Annotated in this window: 16 protein-coding genes; 15 read left to right on the plus strand and 1 reads right to left on the minus strand. The window is 70.4% G+C overall.

Annotated elements, in window-relative coordinates; genetic code table 11:
* Nucleotides 1-70: 70 nt before the first annotated feature.
* From CMC5_RS16165 to CMC5_RS16215, 11 genes are all read left to right on the plus strand, one after another.
* Nucleotides 71-1,480 carry a M1 family aminopeptidase gene (locus CMC5_RS16165; RefSeq protein ID WP_050431278.1) on the plus strand — a complete coding sequence of 470 codons (1,410 nt, stop codon included), beginning with the start codon at nucleotides 71-73 and terminating at the stop codon, nucleotides 1,478-1,480.
* Between the two features lie 148 nt (nucleotides 1,481-1,628).
* On the plus strand, nucleotides 1,629-2,072 hold the full coding sequence (locus CMC5_RS16170; RefSeq protein WP_050431279.1) for an RrF2 family transcriptional regulator: 444 nt from the start codon (nucleotides 1,629-1,631) through the stop codon (nucleotides 2,070-2,072).
* A 9-nt stretch (nucleotides 2,073-2,081) separates the two neighbouring features.
* The gene (gene cysK, locus CMC5_RS16175; RefSeq protein WP_050431280.1) at nucleotides 2,082-3,050 is read left to right on the plus strand and encodes a cysteine synthase A; all 969 of its coding nucleotides are present in this window, start codon (nucleotides 2,082-2,084) and stop codon (nucleotides 3,048-3,050) included.
* The gene (locus CMC5_RS16180) at nucleotides 3,047-3,826 is read left to right on the plus strand and encodes a HesA/MoeB/ThiF family protein (protein WP_082362531.1); all 780 of its coding nucleotides are present in this window, start codon (nucleotides 3,047-3,049) and stop codon (nucleotides 3,824-3,826) included. The genes cysK and CMC5_RS16180 overlap by 4 nt, the downstream gene beginning before the upstream one ends.
* Nucleotides 3,819-4,106: a MoaD/ThiS family protein gene (locus CMC5_RS16185; RefSeq protein ID WP_050431282.1), complete on the plus strand. Its 288-nt coding sequence runs from the start codon at nucleotides 3,819-3,821 to the stop codon at nucleotides 4,104-4,106. The genes CMC5_RS16180 and CMC5_RS16185 overlap by 8 nt, the downstream gene beginning before the upstream one ends.
* A 4-nt stretch (nucleotides 4,107-4,110) precedes the next feature.
* Entirely contained in the window at nucleotides 4,111-4,461 is a 351-nt protein-coding gene (locus tag CMC5_RS16190; RefSeq protein WP_050431283.1) for a ubiquitin-activating E1 family protein, read from the plus strand.
* Entirely contained in the window at nucleotides 4,458-5,405 is a 948-nt protein-coding gene (locus CMC5_RS16195; RefSeq protein ID WP_050431284.1) for a PLP-dependent cysteine synthase family protein, read from the plus strand. The genes CMC5_RS16190 and CMC5_RS16195 overlap by 4 nt, the downstream gene beginning before the upstream one ends.
* On the plus strand, nucleotides 5,399-5,965 hold the full coding sequence (locus CMC5_RS16200; RefSeq protein ID WP_050431285.1) for a M67 family metallopeptidase: 567 nt from the start codon (nucleotides 5,399-5,401) through the stop codon (nucleotides 5,963-5,965). The genes CMC5_RS16195 and CMC5_RS16200 overlap by 7 nt, the downstream gene beginning before the upstream one ends.
* 58 nt (nucleotides 5,966-6,023) lie before the next feature.
* Nucleotides 6,024-7,814, plus strand: a complete 1,791-nt coding sequence (gene cysC / locus CMC5_RS16205; protein ID WP_050431286.1) for an adenylyl-sulfate kinase — start codon at nucleotides 6,024-6,026, stop codon at nucleotides 7,812-7,814.
* Nucleotides 7,815-8,000: 186 nt separating this feature from the next.
* Nucleotides 8,001-8,375, plus strand: coding sequence for a zf-TFIIB domain-containing protein (locus tag CMC5_RS16210; protein ID WP_063796577.1), 375 nt, complete (start codon nucleotides 8,001-8,003; stop codon nucleotides 8,373-8,375).
* Nucleotides 8,376-8,486: 111 nt separating this feature from the next.
* Complete coding sequence (locus CMC5_RS16215) at nucleotides 8,487-9,074, plus strand: hypothetical protein (protein WP_050431288.1); 588 nt, start codon at nucleotides 8,487-8,489, stop codon at nucleotides 9,072-9,074.
* Between the two features lie 48 nt (nucleotides 9,075-9,122).
* Here CMC5_RS16215 and CMC5_RS16220 read toward each other — a convergent pair whose 3' ends face one another.
* A complete protein-coding gene (locus tag CMC5_RS16220) occupies nucleotides 9,123-10,322 on the minus strand; it encodes an FAD-dependent monooxygenase (protein ID WP_050431289.1) in 1,200 nt (399 codons plus the stop codon).
* 85 nt (nucleotides 10,323-10,407) lie between these two features.
* On the opposite strand from CMC5_RS16220, the gene CMC5_RS16225 reads away from it, so the two are divergent.
* From CMC5_RS16225 to CMC5_RS48515, 4 genes are all read left to right on the plus strand, one after another.
* Entirely contained in the window at nucleotides 10,408-11,376 is a 969-nt protein-coding gene (locus CMC5_RS16225; protein ID WP_050431290.1) for a LysR family transcriptional regulator, read from the plus strand.
* A gap of 922 nt (nucleotides 11,377-12,298) precedes the next feature.
* Entirely contained in the window at nucleotides 12,299-13,720 is a 1,422-nt protein-coding gene (locus tag CMC5_RS16230) for a hypothetical protein (RefSeq protein ID WP_050431291.1), read from the plus strand.
* Nucleotides 13,721-13,880: 160 nt separating this feature from the next.
* Entirely contained in the window at nucleotides 13,881-15,632 is a 1,752-nt protein-coding gene (locus tag CMC5_RS16235; RefSeq protein WP_218920274.1) for a serine/threonine-protein kinase, read from the plus strand.
* A 249-nt stretch (nucleotides 15,633-15,881) separates the two neighbouring features.
* Nucleotides 15,882-17,597 carry a hypothetical protein gene (locus CMC5_RS48515; protein ID WP_156338634.1) on the plus strand — a complete coding sequence of 572 codons (1,716 nt, stop codon included), beginning with the start codon at nucleotides 15,882-15,884 and terminating at the stop codon, nucleotides 17,595-17,597.
* The last annotated feature ends 88 nt before the right edge of the window (nucleotides 17,598-17,685 follow it).

The raw sequence follows: 17,685 nt of genomic DNA on the forward strand, positions 1-17,685 counted from the left end.
CCCCACCGACTTAGCGCGGCGTGCGTCGGGCGCCTAGGAGCCACGGCATCCAGCGCTTATCCTCGCCGGGATGAGACACCTACAGCTTGCAGGGTGGGCCTTCGCTTCGACGCTCTCGTTCCTCGCCGTCGCCGCGTGTGGTGGCGATGACGATGGCTCGGGGGCGAGTGGGACGACCACCTCTTCCACCGGGGGTTCGGGCGGCTCAGGGGGGCAGGGCGGGGCGGACGGGCGTCCTCCCGCCGGCCAGGACTGGACCCGCGACATCCTCACCACCGACCTGCAGATCAACCTCGACGGGCTGTCTGGCCGCGCCACGATCACCCTCGCACCTTCGGACAGTCAGGCGGCCTCGTTCGAGATCGGTGATCTCGAGATCGTCTCGGTTCACGACGCGGAAGGGGACCTCAACCACGCCGTCGACGCGGACGCGGGCAGGCTCGACGTGGGCGTCCCTGCCGGTGGCGAGGTGACGCTCGTCGTCGAGTATGGCTTCCAGCCTCACGAGGACTTCGACGGGTGGACACCCGACACCGGCGTGTCGTTTCTCTGGCCCTACTTCTGCGGGAACCTCTTCCCGTGCAAATCGGATCCCTCCGACGGCGTGCGTTTCACGATGAACGTGACCGGCATCCCCGATGGCGCCACGGCCGTCTACCCGGCCACCATCCCGGCGGACGCACCGTCGTACATGCCAGCGATTGCCGTGGCGAGCTTCACCAAGATCGACCTGGGAACCACCACCGCAGGGACCGACGTCCATGCCTGGCACCTGCCAGGGGAGGAGACGCAGACCCTCGAAGGGGTCGCCCACCTCGTGGACGTCGTCGAGTTCTTCGAGGAAACCTACGGACCCTACACGTTCGGCAGCAGCGTCGGCAGCGTGTCCGCGAACTGGGGCGGCGGTGACTTCGGCGGCATGGAGCATCATCCGTTCTGGCATGTCTCCAGCGGCTCGATGTACAGCGAAGAGGTCCACGCCCACGAGGCCGCGCACGGCTGGTTCGGCAACGGCGTCCGCATCTCCTGCTGGGAGGACTTCGTCCTCTCCGAAGGGACCGTCACCTACATGGCGGCGCATGCCCTCGATCAGGTCGGCGTCGACGTCTGGGCGGACTACGAGTGCGAGCTCCAGTACTACTGCGACCCGGCCAACGACGAGAACACCATCGCCCTGCCGGACAGCTCCTGCAACGAGATCGATCTCCTGTCGCATCCCCTCTGGTCGGGCGTCCCTTACTACAAGGGCGCGTTCTTCTTCCGCGAGGTGGCCCAGGCCATCGGCGTCAACGTGCTCGATCAGGCGCTCGGCTCGTTCTACCTCGCCCAGGTCGGTCAAGACGCGCGCATGGTCGCCTTGCTCGACCACATCAAGAGCATGACGGACGCCGCTGGCGCCACGGCCGTCGACCAGCTCGTCGAGACGTGGCTCCGCTCCGAAGTCTGCCCGATCGACATCACCACCCTCTGCGCCCAGTGATGGCGACACCGGGGCGGCCGTCCTGCCGCGCCGGCACGTAAATCCTGACCCGGGCGCTCCTCGGCGCCCGCCGGCCGCTGGATCTCCAGGAAAGTGCTGGATAAACCAGTTCTTGACTCCTCCGATGTGCCAATGCACATCTGCTCCTGTGAAGCTCTCGAACAAGGGCCGCTATGGCGTGCGCGCGCTGTTCGACATCGCCTACCACAACGATGGCGGACCCACGCAGATCCGCGAGATCGCCGAGCGCGAGCTCATTCCCGCGCGCTTCCTCGAGCAGATCTTCCAGGACCTCAAGAAGGCAGGGATCCTCGGCGCGAAGCGTGGCCCACGCGGCGGCTACCACCTCACGCGCCCCGCGTCCGAGATCAGCATCGGGGACGTCATCCGGGCCCTCGAAGGCACCTCCCTGGTCTTCACCGACGATGGCGGCGAGGCGGCTGAAGACGCCACCGCCTCCATCTTCTGCGACCTCGCCACCTCCATCGAGCGCTGCTTCGACGCCGTGACCATCGCCGACGTCTGCGAGCGAGGTCGCGCCCTCGGTGTCGAGAGCAAGGGGCGCCTGGACCGTGTGAACTACGCCATCTAGGAGCTCTTCATGTCGCTCGAACACCCCACCTTGCCACCTCTCCCGTCCCACCCGCGTGTCGTCGAGAGCGTGCTCGATCTCGTAGGTGACACGCCGCTCTACGAGATCCGCAGGCTGGAGACCGCCACGCCGCGCGGGCGCGTTTTCGGCAAGGGAGAGCACCAGAACCCTGGCGGTTCGGTGAAGGATCGCATCGCCCTCGCGATGATCGAGGGGGCCGAAGCCAAGGGCGCGCTCGGCCCCGGTGGGGTCGTCATCGAGCCCACGTCGGGGAACACCGGCATCGGCCTCGCCCTCGTGTGCGCAGCCAGAGGTTACCGCTGCATCCTCACCATGCCTGCCAGCATGAGCCTCGAACGGCGACAGCTCCTCGAAGCGTATGGCGCCGAGGTGGTGCTCACCGAGCCCGAACTCCAGATGGACGGCGCCATCCAGCGTGCGCGCACCCTCGCCGCCGAGATCCCGGGCGCGCTCCTCCTCGGCCAGTTCGACAACCCGGACAACCCTCGCAGCCACGCGGAGACCACCGCCCAGGAGATCCTCCACGCGATGGCCAACCTGCGCATCGACGCCTTCGTCGCCGGTGTGGGCACGGGCGGCAGCATCACCGGCGTCGGGCGCGTTCTCCGACGGCAGCATCCACGACCGCGCATCATCGCGGTCGAGCCCGAGGCCTGCGCCACGCTCTCGCGCGGGGAGCGCGGCCCCACCAAGATCCAGGGGCTCGCGGCGGGCTTCGTCCCGGAGAACTACGACCCCGGTGTGGTCACCGAGGTCCGCACGGTGAGCGACCGCGCTGCCTGGGAGACCAAGCAAGCGCTGTCCCGAGAAGAAGGCCTCCTCGTGGGCATCAGCGCTGGCGCTGCCGTGCGCGTCGCCCTCGATGTGGCGCGCGAGCTGGGCCCGGACGCGAACGTGGTCACCATCCTGTGTGACACGGGAGAGCGCTACTTCAGCCTCGGCGAGTACTTCCCGTGAGCCACGCCCGTCGCGCTGTGGCGCCCCAGCTCCCTGCCGATCACGGCCCCCTGCTCCTCATCGGCGCAGGTGGGATCGGCGCCCCTGCGGTGCTCGCGCTGGCCGCCGCTGGCCTGCGCCGCCTCCGCGTCGTCGATGACGACGAGGTCGACCTCACCAACCTCCACCGCCAGATCCTCTTCGCCGACACCGACGTCGGCCGCCCCAAGCTCGACGCCTTCGTCGACGCCCTCGCCCTCCGCGCTCCCGACCTCACCGTCGACCCGCGCCCCGGTCGCTTCACGCCCGACACCGTCGACGACCTCCTGCAAGGGATCGGCGTCGTCCTCGATGCCACCGACAACTTCGCCTCGCGCTTCCTGATCGCGGACGCCTGCTACCTCGCCGGCGTCCCCGTGGTCCACGCCGCGGCCATCCGGTGGCGCGCGACCGTCCTCGCCACGGCCGCGCGCGGCGCCCCTTGCTACCGCTGCCTCTTCGAGGACCTCCCCGAGGGACCAGCCCCGGACTGCGCCACCGCCGGCGTCATGGGCCCCGTGTGCGGCGTGTCCGGCGCCATCGCGGCGGACCGCGCGCTCGCCCTCCTCCGGGGCGACCCGACCGCCGCTGGCCACGTGACCACCTACGACGGCCTGACGGACCGCCTCCGCCGCGTCCCCATCGCTGCCCGCGCGACCTGCGCCCTCTGCGGACCCGACCGCACCATCCGTTCCATCGACCTCTCACGCTACATCGCGGACGAATGTGCCGCCCAGATTGGAGACCACCATGGCTGAGACCGAGGCGACCATCCGCATTCCCACCCAGCTCCGCACCCTCACCGGAGGCCAGGAAGAGGTGAAGGCCCAGGGCGCGACCGTCGCCGAGATCATCGAGAACCTCGAGCGCGCCCACCCCGGCCTGCGCGACCGCCTCCTCGATGCCAAGGGAGTGCGCCGCTTCGTGAACATCTTCGTCGGTGACGAAGACATCCGCTTCCTTGAAGGCCTGAACACCCAGCTCAAGGGCGGCGAGCAGATCTCGATCATCCCCGCGATCGCTGGCGGCCGGAGCTGACCTCGTGATCGATCCGCGCTACCTGCGCCAGGCGCTCCTGCCCGAGGTCGGCTCCGAAGGCCAGGCCCTCCTCGCCAGCGCCACGGCTGCCATCCTCGAACCTGGTGCCGGCAGCGCGGAGGATCGCCTGACCCACGAGGTCGCCGAGCGTTACGCGCGTGGGGCCGGCTTCGGCGCGCTCACCCCTGGCGCCATCGATCGCGACGCCCTCGCTCCCCCCGAACTCGTCACCTCACCCGAGGCCGCCGCCGTCCTCGCTGGCGCCCGCGCGGCGCTTGCAGCCGTCCGCGCCGCCCTCTTCGCCAGCGCGCGCGTCGCAGACCACAGCCACCCAGCTCCCGAGGAGGGCGCGTGAGGACGACGCTCCTCCGATCGGTCCGCGCCACCGTGCTCGACACCGTCGGCAACACGCCCCTGGTGCGGCTCTCGCGCGTCACCCGCAGCGCTCCCTCCGTGGAGGTCTACGTCAAGCTCGAGTTCTGCAACCCGGGCGGCTCCGTCAAGGATCGCGCCGCCCTGCGCATGATGACCCGTGCCGCTGCCGATGGCCGGCTCACCTCGGACAAGACGCTCATCGACTCGACCAGCGGCAACACGGGCGTCGCGTACGCCATGTTCGGCGCCGCCATGGGCTTCCGGGTCGCCCTGGTCATGCCCTCCAACGTTTCCCGCCCTCGCAAGGAGATCGCCCGCGCCTACGGCACCGAGATCATCTTCAGCGATCCGCTGGAAGGCTCCGACGGCGCCATCCGCCTGGCGCGTGAACTCGTCACCCGCGACCCCGACCGCTACTTCTACCCGGACCAGTACTCCAACCCCGACAACCCGCTCGCCCACTACCACGGCACGGGCGCGGAGATCCTCGACGCCGTCGGCGATCGCATCACGCACTTCATTGCAGGCCTCGGCACCAGCGGCACCATCATGGGTACCAGCCGACGCCTCAAAGAGCACACCCGCCCCATCCGTTGCATCGCCATCGAGCCCGACGACGCCATGCATGGCCTCGAAGGCCTCAAGCACCTCCCCAGCTCCCTCGTGCCCGGCATCCACGACGCCAGCGCCTACGACGAGACCGTGCGCGTCGGCACCGAGGACGGCTGGGACATGGCCGACCGCCTCGCCCACGAAGAAGGGCTGCACGTCGGCCACTCCTCCGGCGCCGCCGTCTTCGCTGCCGTGAGCCTGGCCGAGCGCCTCCACCGGGAGCAAGGCGGCGGCTGCATCGTCACCATCCTCTGCGATCGCGGCGATCGCTACTTCGCGCCGGCTGCCTGGGAGAAGCGCTACACATGGTGACCCTCTCTCCTCCCTGGACCCGAGGTGGCCTCGCGATCTCCCGCGCGGCCCTGCAGGCCGTCGAGGCCGACGCCATTGCCGCCTACCTCCGCGACGAAGAGGCCTGCGGCTACCTCGTCGGCCCGTCCACCGAGCCGCTCCTCGTCGACGAGCACGTCCGCATGGACAACCTGGCGAACAAGCTGCACGCCCTCGATCCCGAGCAGTACTTCCGCACCGCCCGCTCCTTCTTCGCCTTCAACGAGAAGCGCTTCGACGACGCCGTCCGGCGCGGCGAGGCCGCTGGCCGCCCCGTGAAGATCCTCTATCACTCGCACCTCGACGCCGGCGCGTACTTCAGCCCCACGGACATCGCCGTCATGAGCGGCGGCGAACCTCCCGCCCACGAAGGTGGCTCGATCACCGTCGGCCCTGGCCCCGCGTGGCCGCTGGCGTTCCTCGTCACCAGTGTCCGGAAGGGGGAGGGCGGTGCCTCCGACGCTCCCCACGTCGACGAGCACCGCCTCTTCTTCTGGGACGGCGCGACCTTCGCCCCGAGCCCCTTCTCCATCGTGGAGTGAACCCACCACCACCTTCTCGCCAGGCGCCCTTCGCGCTGGCCTTGGGGGAGCGCCGAGCATGTCAGGATTCGTCGTCTGGTTCACCGGCCTGAGCGGCGCAGGCAAGAGCACCCTGGCCGCCATGCTCTCGGCCGAGCTGCGCGCCCGCGGCGTCCACGTCGAGGTCCTCGATGGCGACGAGGTGCGGACCCATCTCTCGAAGGGCCTCGGCTTCTCCCGCGAAGACCGCGACACCAACGTCCGGCGCATCGGTTTCGTCGCCAAGCTCCTCGCGCGCGCCGGCGCCTGCGCCATCACCGCCGCCATCAGCCCGTACCGCGCCACCCGAGACGAGCTGCGCGCCCAGATCCCGGGCTTCGTCGAGATCCACTGCGCGTGCGCGATCCCGGCACTCGCCGAGCGCGACCCCAAGGGCCTGTACAAGAAGGCGCTCGCCGGCGAGATCAAGCATTTCACCGGCATCGACGACCCCTACGAGCCACCGGAGCATCCCGAGGTCGTGGTCCACACCGACCGCGAGTCCAAGGAAGCGAGCCTCGCCCACATCCTGAGCGCGCTCGAAGACCTCGGCCACATCCCGCGCCTCGGCCACATCCCGCGCCTCGACCTCCAGCCGACCGGCTCGGGCGAGGCGTCCTCGGCGCCCCTGTCCATCTCGGCGCCGTCGCTGCCACGCGCGCTGGAGCCCTCGGCGCTGCCGCTGCCGCACGGCGGCGAGCTGATCTCACGGCAGGTCACCCCGGCGCGACACGACAGCCTTTCGGAGCGTGCCCGCGCCCTCGTCGCCATCGACCTCGACGCGCGCACGGAGAGCTTCGTCACGCTGATCGGCTCGGGCGCCTACTCACCGCTCGGCGGCTTCATGACCTCGCGCGACTACCTCCGCGTGCTCGGCGACCTGCGTCTGGAGCGCGGCCTTCCCTGGCCGCTCCCCGTCACCCTCGCCGTCCCCGAGCACATCGCGGCCAGGTTGCGCATCGGCACCGAGGCAGCGCTCCGTGCGCGGGACGGCCGCCTCGTCGCGATCATCGAGGTGAGCGAGCTGTGGCGCCCCGACCGGGAGCGGGAGGCCCTCGCCATCCACGGCACCACCGACCCATCCCACCCGGGCGTGGCCGCCCTCCTCGACGCAGGCCCCGTGTACGTGGGTGGTGAACTCCTCGGCCTCGAACGCCCAGCCCCGCCGTTCTCTCCCGCGTACGACCACACGCCCTCCGCGCTGCGCGCCGTCTTCACGGCCCGGGGCTTCCGTCGCGTGGTCGGCTTCCAGACGGTGGATCTCCTCCACCGCGGCCACGAGCACATCACCCGCGCTGCGCTCGAGATCTGCGATGGCCTCCTGGTTCATGCTCTCGCCGGGGGCGACCCCACGGAGGACCTGCCCCTCGACGTGCGGCTGCGCGCCTGCGAGGCCGTGCTCGCCCACTATTACCCCCTCGATCGTGCCGTGCTGTCCGTCTACCCGGCCGTGACGCATCACGCGGGACCTCGCGAGGCGCTCCTGCACGCGCTCACCCACAAGAACTACGGCTGCTCGCACGTCATCGTGGAGCACGACCACGCCGTGGGGAGCGTCCTCCAGGCCCCCTCCCATGAAACCCGCGCCCTCTTCGACCGCTTCGCCCCCGCGGAACTCGGCGTGGTGCCGCTTTTCTTCGAGGAAGCTTTCTACTCGACCGCGATCGCCGCCACGGCGACACGCAAGACGGCGCCTGGCGATGCCTCCACGCGCATCCCTTGCTCGGGCAAGGAGGTGCGGCGGATGCTCGCCCGTGGCGAACTCCCGCCCTCCGAGATGCTCCGCCCCGAGGTCGCGCGCCTTCTCGCCGGTTCGCTGCGGCGCTCCTGACCTTCCCCGGAGCGTTCCCGATCCCGGGGACGGGCGCTGCGACCCCGTCGGAGGAGCGACCCGCGGACGCGCCGGGGGTGCTCGACCTCGGACGCAGGGACGTCGATCTGGGCCAGCGGCCTGGACGCCTCGCCTCACCGGGCTGTGGTAGCTTCGCGGAGGGCCCTCATCGGGAGCGTGAAGGCGATGCGATGCGCCAAGTGCGACGGGACTTTGCAGCGGGTGCTCGTCGAGGACGTGGAACTGGATCAGTGCAACCGCTGCTCGGGGATCTGGTTCGACGCGGGAGAGCTACGGCGGATCCAGGACAAGCGGAGCATCGACAAGCTGCGTAGCCTCGCAGGCGCCCAGTCGGCCGACGACGAGCGAAGGGGGACGTGCCCTCGCTGCAAAGGCGTGGGGTGGCTGGTGCGGGTGGCGAGCTGGGACGCCGACATCCACATCGATACGTGTGCCGTGTGCGGAGGGCAGTGGCTCGACGCGGGCGAGCTGGAGCTGCTCCGGGGAGAGGGGGGCTTCATCGGGGGGCTCGTCGCGAGAGTCCGGCGGCTGGTCGGCTGACCGGAGGCGCCGCCGTCCGGGTGAGCCATGGCGAGGGCGGCCACGGTGGCCACCGTGCTTCGCCTCCGGGGGCCGCGAGCGGCTGGTGCTGGTCCGGTGTAGGATCGGAGGATGGGATCCTTGCCGTTCGAAGGGGGCCGGAAGGCAGCGTGCATCCGTCAGCAGGGGAGGCGGTCGGCGCTCCAGACGGTGTTCGCGCTCTCGCTGGGCGCATTGTTCTCCTGTGACGGGCTCGACAACATCGACGTCGAGGTCTCGGGAAAGGCCGTCGTACGGGCGGGAACGCTGCTGGAGGAGCTGCTCGACGCCCTGAACATCCCGGCGTTCGACAGCATCGACCTGACGCAGGAGCTCGAGAACCAGGGCGTCACCAAGGACGACGTCGACTCGGTGATCATGACCCAGTTCGTGCTCACCATCGAAGGGCCGCCAGAGGCGACGTTCGAGTTCCTCGACTCCGTGCGGTTTTACGCCGAGACGTCAGGGCAACCGAAGGTCCTGATCGGGAAGATCGACGAGATCCCGGCCGGTGCGCGGCAGGTCGCACTCGAGCTCGTGGAGGGAGTGGAGCTCAAGCCCTACGTGGTCGCGCCCCGGATGAAGATCACGGGGGAGATCTCGGGCCGGCGCCCCAAGCAAGACACGACCGTCGTCGCCGATGTCGTTCTGGATGTCGACATCACCATCCCAGGCTGCTAGCGCGCCGAGTCTTCGACGACGGGCCGCGCGACCTGGGGCGTGTGGCGCTCACCGCGGCCTCTTCACCCCTTCGTAGGTCTCCAGGGCGAATGGCAGCGTCAGCGCTCCGAAGTCCGGAATGCTGCCTGTGAGGGCGGCCTCGCCCTCGCCAGCCGGCGCGTCGAGTCTGCTGTTCTGCTCCAGCGCGATGTCCTGGTTGCGTGTCACATAGGCGCGCAGGGTGGCCTCGTACGAGGCGATGCCACCGACGAGGTCGTCCTTGTGCGCGGCGAGTTCACCCGCCAGGACGTAAGCGCCGACCATCGCGACCGAGGTCGCCTGACCTGTGCCCAGCGAGACGGCGTAGCCCGCATCGCCGACCAGCACGACCCGCCCGCACGACCAGCGATCCATGCGGACCTGGCTCAGCGAGTAGAAGTGGAAGTCGGTCGCGCGCAGCATGTGCTCCACGATCTCCGGGATCACCCACCCGGCGCCAGCGCACCGGTCGGCGAGCAGCCGCTTCTGCGCGTCGATGTCGCGGGAGCCCTGGTCGATCCCCTCCGGCGCGTTGAAGCCGAGGTACGTCCTCGCGTCGACGTCCTTCCGCAGGCCCATGACGAGCGCGCCCACGGTGTCGGGCTGCTGGTGCATGACCTGCCAGCGCTCGAGACCGAGGAAGTTCGGCATGCCGAACGTCGCGACGTACAGGTCGCCGAAGGGGCGTACGAACTGCTCGTCGGGGCCGAAGGCGATCCGCCGCACTGCCGAGCCCAGCCCATCCGCGCCGATCACGAGGTCGAAGCGTCGAGGCGTGGCGGTGACGAACGTGACGTCGACGCCCGACGCGTCCTGGATCAGCGACGCGATGGAGTCACCGAAGAGGTACTCGACCCGGGGGCCCACGGCGCCGTGGAGCACGTCACAGAGGTCGTCCCGCAGGATCTCCACATCGGGACTGTCGAGCCGGCCGCCGGTCAAGGTGCTTTCCGTGCTCCGGAAGATCTCCTGACCGGCTGCGTCGACCACCGAGATGCCCGTGAGCTTCGTGCTGCGATCGCGGAGCGTCGTCAGGACGCCCATCCGCGCCGCGACCTCCAGGGCCGGACCACGCACGTCGAGCGCATGACCGCCTGGCCGCAGATGGGGAGCGCGCTCGACCACCGTGACCTCGAAGCCATGGCGGGTGAGCCAGCAGGCAGTGGTGAGACCGGAGATGCTGGCGCCGGAGACCAGCGCTCGGCGCGGCGCGAGGGGCGTTGCGTTCATGAGCGTTCACGTACGCTGCGCGCATCGAGCCATCCAGGACGTTGATCGGCTGCGTATGATGCCTCTTTGGCAACGGTAGGACACCATGGAACTCCGACACCTGCGCTACTTCGTGACGATCGCCGAGGAGCAGAGCTTCCGACGTGCTGCCGAGAGGCTCCACGTCTCGCAGTCACCGCTGAGCCGGCAGATGAAGGATCTCGAGGAGGAGATGGGCGTCGCGCTCTTCGAGCCCGAGGGACGTGGCATCAAGCTCACTGCCGCCGGGAAAGCCTTCGCCGAGAGAGCCCGGGGCATCCTGGCGAGCGTCGACGCGGCCGTCGACGAGGCCAAGGGGGTCGCCGAAGGGAGGCTCGGCACGGTGGTCATCGGCTTCGAGACGGGGACGACCTTCATGGGGGCGCTGCTGTCCCTCGTCGCGGCGTTCCGGAAGCGCGCGCCCCGCGTCGGCTTGCAGCTCGTCCCCATGAGCAGCGTCGAGCAGTGGACGGCGCTACGACAGGGGACGATCGCCTTCGGTTATGGCGCCTACGCGCCCAGCGATGACACGCTCGTCCACCTGGAGATGAGCCGCGACCGGCTCGGGCTGCTGCTCTCCACGGACCATCGTCTCGCACGGCGGAAGAAGATCCGGCTGCGGGACCTCGACAGCGAGCGGGTGCTCCTCCAGCCGCGTCAGCTCTATCCACGGCTGCACGCAGACCTCATCACGGCGGCGCGTGCACAGGGGGTGACGCTGCACGTGACGGCAGAGGTGCTGGACCTGGAGGCGCTTCTGGCGCTGGTGGTGATCGGTGACGCGGTCACGTTCCTCACCGAGAAGTTCTGGGAGCCGGTCTTGCACACATCGCTCTCGTGGCGACCCGTCGAAGACCTTCACATCCACCTGAGCGAGGTCGTCACCTGGCGCGCGGAGGATGCCAGCGTGCCCGTGGTGCGTGCGCTGATCGAGAGCGCACGCGAGGTGAGCCCGATCGCGCAGAGCGCGACGAAGCGAGCGTCATCCTCCTCGACGGACGAGCGAAAGCGTCGTGACCAGCGCCGAACGTCCTGATGGGCGGCAGGAACGACCCGTGGCCCTTGTGTGCTGGGGTGGCGGCTTTGCTCCTGCAACGGCTGACGTATGTCCACGCGAAATTTTCCGTGTTCGAGAGCTCCTCCCGAGCGCCCCTTCGAGGGGAACCAGACCCTCCAGCAGAAGCTGGCTGACGCTCCTCGTCGTGGTTCCTGAAGCACGAGCAGGAGGTAGCGGACCCCCCTCATCGTGGTTCCTGAAGCACGAGCAGGAGGTAGCGGAAGCTCCTCATCGTGGTTCCCGGAGCACGAGCAGGAGGTAGCGGAAGCTCCTCATCGTGGTTCCTGAAGCACGAGCAGGAGGTAGCCGAAGCTCCTCGTCGTGGTTCCCGGAGCACGAGCAGGAGGTAGCGGAAGCTCCTCATCGTGGTTCCCGGAGCACGAGCAGGAGGTAGCGGAAGCTCCTCATCGTGGTTCCCGGAGCACGAGCAGGAGGTAGCGGGAGCTCCTCATCGTGGTTCCCGGAGCACGAGCAGGAGGTAGCGGAAGCTCCTCATCGTGGTTCCTGAAGCACGAGCAGGAGGTAGCGGAAGCTCCTCATCGTGGTTCCCGGAGCACGAGCAGGAGGTAGCGGAAGCTCCTCATCGTGGTTCCCGGAGCACGAGCAGGAGGTAGCGGAAGCTCCTCATCGTGGTTCCTGAAGCACGAGCAGGAGGTAGCGGAAGCTCCTCATCGTGGTTCCCGGAGCACGAGCAGGAGGTAGCGGCCCCTCTCCTCAGCCGATCTCTCCACCTTGCACAAGCCGTCCAGGGGGTCTGGCGTGGTGATGTCGATGTGGTGTGGAACACGTCCTCTCGCGTTTGCGGCAGGCGGATTCGCCCTCATGCAGGCGGCACGCCGTCTCGAACGGTCCACATCGCCGCGCTAGGCCCCTGGTGCCGTCCCGCGTACCTTCCACCCCGATGGCCCTGCGCTGGCGCCTCGTCCCGCTCCTCGCGTTTTCACTGGGCTGCCTCGTGGCCACCACGGCCACCTCCGCGGCGGACGCTCCAGCCGTCCCCAGCTCGGCCGAGCCAGGGCGACCCGACCTCATCGACGACGCCAACCGGCTCACGCGCCTCTGGTCCACGCCCACCGACGCGGATCTCGCTGCGGGGACGCGCCCCCTCGTACGCCGTCTCCCACCGGTGTTCGTCGAGCATGGCCGCATGACCCTGGTCCGACTGCAGGAGCCCACCGCGGTCGCGCCAGCGGGCAGCGGAGCGCCTGGCGCGCGACCCGGCGGCGCCTGGCCCGAAGGGTGCTTGTCCGTCGTCTTTCTGGGCCCTCGCACGGCCGACTTCGTCGTCGACACCGAGATCGTCCCCGAGGAGCAGGCTTCGCTCGAGGAGCTTCTGCGTCAGGTGCATCGGGGGGGAGCCACGCGCCGCTTCCGCAGTGTCGCCGGGGCAGCACGCATCGATCGCTGCGGTCCGGAGCGCGACAGCCTCCGCCTCGCGGTCCTCCAGATCGAGGGGCCCCGTGCCGCCATCGAGGTCATCGTGTCCGACTCGACGACGCTGCAGGAGCCGCTCGAAGCCGTGTTTCCGGAGCGCGTGTTCGGCCCCCTGGCGCCGCGAGGCGATCTCGGCCCCGCCCTGGAGCCCGGCCCGCTCGCCGAGCGCGTCGCACGGGCGGAGCGTCGCGCGCGTGCCGACGGGGCGACGCGCTTCGTCAAGACGGAGACCCGCTCGTCCGTGGAGGGGACGGGCGAGCTTGCGCTGAGGTTGCCCGAAGGGTGCCACCGCGTGGAGGTCATGGCCGATGTCCCGTCGACGCTTCCGAGAGCAGCCACGGACGTGGACGCAGCGATCCGAGAAGAAGGCGCGGGGCGCTTGCTCGACCGCGATCGCGGCGAGGCTGCCGACGCGCGCCTCTTCGCCTGCGTGGGTGAGCCGACCCTGGTCGAGATCCCCTTCGTGGGCACGGCGGGCGCGGTCCGGGTGATCGTTTCCGACGCGACCTGGCCCATCCCCTCCGCGGTCCCGGCGCACCATGGCGCGCGTGCGCGTGGGGGCTTTGCTGCTGCACTCCGGCGCCGCAATGCTCCAGCGCCCGTCGCGGCGCCGCTCCACGAGGTGGTGGGCATCGCGGGTGACACGCTCGTTCCTCTGTCGGTGGAGCCGGGCCGCTGCTACTTCGCGGCCGTCGCCGTGGCGCGAGGCGAGGCGCGTGCGCTCCGGCTCGGGGTGGAGATCGGGGAGCGCGCCTTGCGGGACGACGCGCCTCGCGCGGACAGCGCTGGCGCCGCCTTCTGTGCGGAGGCCGAAGACCGCGTGGTGGTGCGGGTGTTCTCGCGCGGTCAGTCGGCGTGGTGGGCGCTTGCCGTGTGGCCGATGAGCTGACGTCCTCCGTGCAACCAGCGCCTGGATTTCGTGCTCGATGCACTCAGCCGTGCAGGCCGCAAGGCTGGCATCGTGTGAGCGCTGGAGGTCCGCCGGAGCACGTGAGGGGGTGGGTCTCGGGTTCCCGGGTCGACCTCGCTCCCTTGACCAGGGTCCTCGCGTGGGTGATAGTGGGACCTCCATGGACGACGGGCCCCGCGTTGTCGGCGCTCCTTTACTGAAGCGTTATCAGCTTCAGACGCGCCTCGCGCGCGGCGGTACCGGAGAGGTTTTCCGGGCCCTCTGCACGGATCCAGACGCCGAAGAGGAAGACCGATCCAGCGAGCCGGTCGTCGTGCGTCGCATCATGCCGCTGCACGTCGGCAGCCAGGGGCTCACCGAGCAGTTCCTCGCGGAGGCCCGGGTCATGCAACGGCTCGACCACCCGAACCTCGTGCGCGTGCTCGACTACGGGGTAGGGGACGACGGCAATTTTCTGCTGGTCCAGGAGCTGGTTCACGGTCTCGACTTCGCCCGTTTCTGCCGCTGGCTCTGGGCGCGCGAGGAGCAGCTCCCCGTGCCGCTCGCCCTGTACGTCGTGGCGCAGGCCCTTCGTGGGCTCGCCCATGCGCACACCCACGAGGTGGCGGAGGGCGAGCCGCTCGTCCACCGCGACGTGAGCCCGGGCAACATCCTGCTCTCCACGACCGGGCAGGTGAAGCTCGCCGACTTCGGCGTCGCCCTGGCGGAGCGCGAGCCGAGCCCGCCCGACTCCACGCGCGAGGTCACGCCGAGCGGTCGCCACCTGCTCACGGGCAAACCCGACTACATGGCGCCAGAGCAGTTCGACGGGGCTCCCGTCGATGCCCGTGCCGATCTGTTCTCGGTCGGTGTCGTGCTCTACGAGGCCCTCACGGGCTCCCGGCCTTTCTCGGGGGCCTCGGTCAGCGAGCGCATGGAAGCCGTCCATGCCGGCCGCGCGCAGTCCGTTCGCGATCTGCGACCCGACGTCGGTCCAGAGCTGGAAGCCCTGCTGGCGCGCGCGCTCGCGCCTCACCCCGAGGATCGCTTCCCCGACGCCTCGACCATGGCCCACGCGCTCGACGTTCTCCGGTCGACGGTGGCGAGCCTTCCCGAAGAGCGTCGGTCCGCGGTGACCCGCGCTTCGTCCGCGGCGACGGCGCTGGAAGACCTGACCGTGCCCGAAGAGGCGAGTTCCTCCCCCGAGGACGAGGGCACCAGCGATGGCCTGCAAGGCGACGCCAACCAGTGCAGAGGCAGGTCGGCGAGACCCTCGGCATCGGATGACCTGAGCCAGCCGGATGCTCTCGACGCTGCCCTCCTGGCCGAGCTGCTCGCGGGGGCCATCCGTGACGTGCCACCGCCTCAGCCATCGCTTCGCCCTCCAGCGGATGCACCCGATGCGGACGAGGACCTCACCGGGCGTGAGCTCCTCCGCTCCCTGGAAGACGACCGCTTCACCCTCGCCCCCCTGCCCGAGCCGGTGTCGTTCGACAGTGACCCCGCGCTCGACCTCTTCGTCTCGAAATCCCTCCTCCGGGCCAGTGTCTCGGAGGTGCCGGGCCACGGCGCCCTCGCCACGCCCATCCCTCTGCTGTCCCATGCCGCCCTGGAGCGGAGCGCCGCGACCTCGCGTCCGCCGCCGACCCGGGCCCGCAGGAGCTGGATGCTCGTCGGTGCGGCCGTGGCGATCGCCGCCCTCACCGCGATCGCGCTCCGGCCACAACAACAGGGTGCGTCGAGCCGCGCCCGGCCAGCATCGCACCTGCTGCGCGCCGCGGTTGCCACGGCAGCACCCGCCGTGTCCAGCGTGGCCATGCCTTCCCTCGCCCCGACGCCTCCGCCGGCCACGGCCCAACCTCCTGCGGGGGCATCTCCTGCGTCGCTGTCCAGCCCGGCCGCGGTCCGATGACGCCCAGCGCTGCCCGCTGAGCGCCGCAGCGCGCCAGGATGCGCCCACGTCCCCGTGATGGATCGCCAGGTCGAGTGCGAGTCCTGACGGCGGCAGCGCGACGTGGGGGATCCGCATGCTCGGGACGCGGCGTGACCGCGGGTGTACTAGTACTCGTCGTGCGTTCCCCCCTCAGTCAGGGGACGCAGCACGAGCCTTCCACCCCCGACCTTGCGCACCTTCAAGAGTTCCTCTCCATCGCGTCTCCGCTTGTGGCTCCGGTCGTCCTCGTGGCCTTCCCTGGGCGCGCTGTCGCTGCTCGCCAGCGTCGGTTGCGGGGCCTCGGGTGCCACAGCCTCCACGGGGAGCGCCGGGGATCGTGAGCCCGTCGCGTTGCAGGTGCTCCCTGATCGCGTCGAAGGCCGCGCGCTGCTCACGAACGACGGGGCCCTGGCCGAGCAGGCGGGGGCTTCCGGCTTGGAGGTGGCGGCGGCGGACATTTTGGCCGAGGGGGAGCGCCTGGGTCGCTTTCTGGAGATCCCTGCGGGGGAGTGCGCGCTGGTGCTCGCGCGTGCCTCGCCGACCGTGGGCAGCGTGCACCTGTTCGCCTACGACGACGAAGGGAGCACGTTCGCCGCAGACGAGTCGACGGACGCGAAGGCGACCTTGCTCGCGTGTCCGCCGCATCCGCGGCGGCTCTACGTGGTCACGCGGGTGATGTCCGGGGCCGGGCTGGTCGCCATCGGGGTGCAGCGGGTCACCGTGGAGGTCGCGGACGCGGTGGCCCTGGCGGTGGGGGCGCGCGGTCGCCCGGGAGAAGGGAGCGAGCGGCTGGAGTCGTGGCCTGGGCTGGAGGCGAAGGTCCGCGCCCACCGGGCAGCCATCGGGGGTCGTTGGTCGGACGTGCGGCGCTCCCCGGTGCCGGTGGGGCCGCGGAGCCCGACGCGGGTGAGCTTCGTCATCGAGCCGGGCCGATGCCTGGATGTGTTCGTCGCACCGAGCGACGAGATCCCCTCGCTCGAGATGGTCGCCGAGGACGCCGGGGGGCGCATCGTGGCGCGCGCGCGGGAGACGGGCTCGGATCGCGCGCTCGTCCTGTGCTCCGCGACGCTCACCGAGGTCTCGCTCGCGCTGCGGTCGCGGGGGGCGCAGGGCGTGTGTGCGCTGGTCGCGGGGCGCTCCGGGGTGGGGGCCGAGGAGGAGATCGCGGCGTCGTCCGTGGCGGTGCAGGTGATCGAGACGCGCCCTCTTTCGGCGGTGCGCGAGGGGCACGAGCGCGCCTTGAAGGGGCATGGCTTCGGGCCCGCGCGGGCTTCGACGGGGACGGCGAAGGTGGGGAGTCGCAGCTCCGTCGCCCTCGATCTGCCGGCGGGCTGTGCGCGCATCGACGTGCTGGCGGGGAAGCCTCTGGGGGAGTTCGTCGCCGAGCTGTGGAGCGAGCACCACGAGCTGCTCGCGTCACGACGAGGCGGCGCGGCCACCACGCTCTACGCTTGTGGTGCGGGAGGCGCCGGGCGGGTGGATGTGGAGTCCCTTGCGAGGACCGGGCCGTTCGCCGTCACGGTGCGGAAGGATCCGGTGGCTCCCGCGGCGCTCGTGGCGCATCCGCTGGCAGCTTCGCGGCTGCTGTCGCGGCTCCTCGCCGGGGCCACGGGCGAGGGGGAGGGAGTGAGCGTCCTGGGGGCGGGGACCGCGGCGGGGGCCGAGGTGGTGGCGCTCGACGATGCGCGCTTGAAGCGGGTGCCGCTCTCGATCCCGGCGGACGGTTGTGTGGAGGTGATCGCTGCGCTCGACCGGGAAGGGGCGGGGCTCGATCTGCGCCTGGTCGATGCGGGGACGGGGGAGGGGCAGGTGGCGCGAGGTCGGTATGTGATCTCGGATCGCCGCTGTGCCGGGAGCGTTGCCTCGACGGGCGTGGCGGAGCTGCGCCTCGCTGCGGGCAAGGGGGACGCGCTGGTGCTGGTGCGCGCCGTCCCGGGGCCCTGAGCTGCGCGGTCCGGGAGGGAAGGGGAGGAGCCGAGAGGGGAGCGGGAGGAGGCGCGTCCCGCGCGCCGAGGGGCTGCGCGGGACGTCG

It is taken from the genome of Chondromyces crocatus (assembly GCF_001189295.1).
GTDB lineage: Bacteria > Myxococcota_A > Polyangia > Polyangiales > Polyangiaceae > Chondromyces > Chondromyces crocatus.

What these genes read in the sequence shown, in the direction of transcription:
- CMC5_RS16220 (WP_050431289.1), bottom strand. Translation starts at nt 10,322, where the DNA reads ATGAACGCAACGCCCCTCGCGCCGCGCCGAGCGCTGGTCTCCGGCGCC.
- CMC5_RS16185 (WP_050431282.1), top strand. Translation starts at nt 3,819, where the DNA reads ATGGCTGAGACCGAGGCGACCATCCGCATTCCCACCCAGCTCCGCACC.
- CMC5_RS16230 (WP_050431291.1), top strand. Translation starts at nt 12,299, where the DNA reads ATGGCCCTGCGCTGGCGCCTCGTCCCGCTCCTCGCGTTTTCACTGGGC.
- cysK (WP_050431280.1), top strand. Translation starts at nt 2,082, where the DNA reads ATGTCGCTCGAACACCCCACCTTGCCACCTCTCCCGTCCCACCCGCGT.
- cysC (WP_050431286.1), top strand. Translation starts at nt 6,024, where the DNA reads ATGTCAGGATTCGTCGTCTGGTTCACCGGCCTGAGCGGCGCAGGCAAG.
- CMC5_RS16200 (WP_050431285.1), top strand. Translation starts at nt 5,399, where the DNA reads ATGGTGACCCTCTCTCCTCCCTGGACCCGAGGTGGCCTCGCGATCTCC.
- CMC5_RS16210 (WP_063796577.1), top strand. Translation starts at nt 8,001, where the DNA reads ATGCGATGCGCCAAGTGCGACGGGACTTTGCAGCGGGTGCTCGTCGAG.
- CMC5_RS16165 (WP_050431278.1), top strand. Translation starts at nt 71, where the DNA reads ATGAGACACCTACAGCTTGCAGGGTGGGCCTTCGCTTCGACGCTCTCG.
- CMC5_RS16215 (WP_050431288.1), top strand. Translation starts at nt 8,487, where the DNA reads ATGGGATCCTTGCCGTTCGAAGGGGGCCGGAAGGCAGCGTGCATCCGT.
- CMC5_RS16225 (WP_050431290.1), top strand. Translation starts at nt 10,408, where the DNA reads ATGGAACTCCGACACCTGCGCTACTTCGTGACGATCGCCGAGGAGCAG.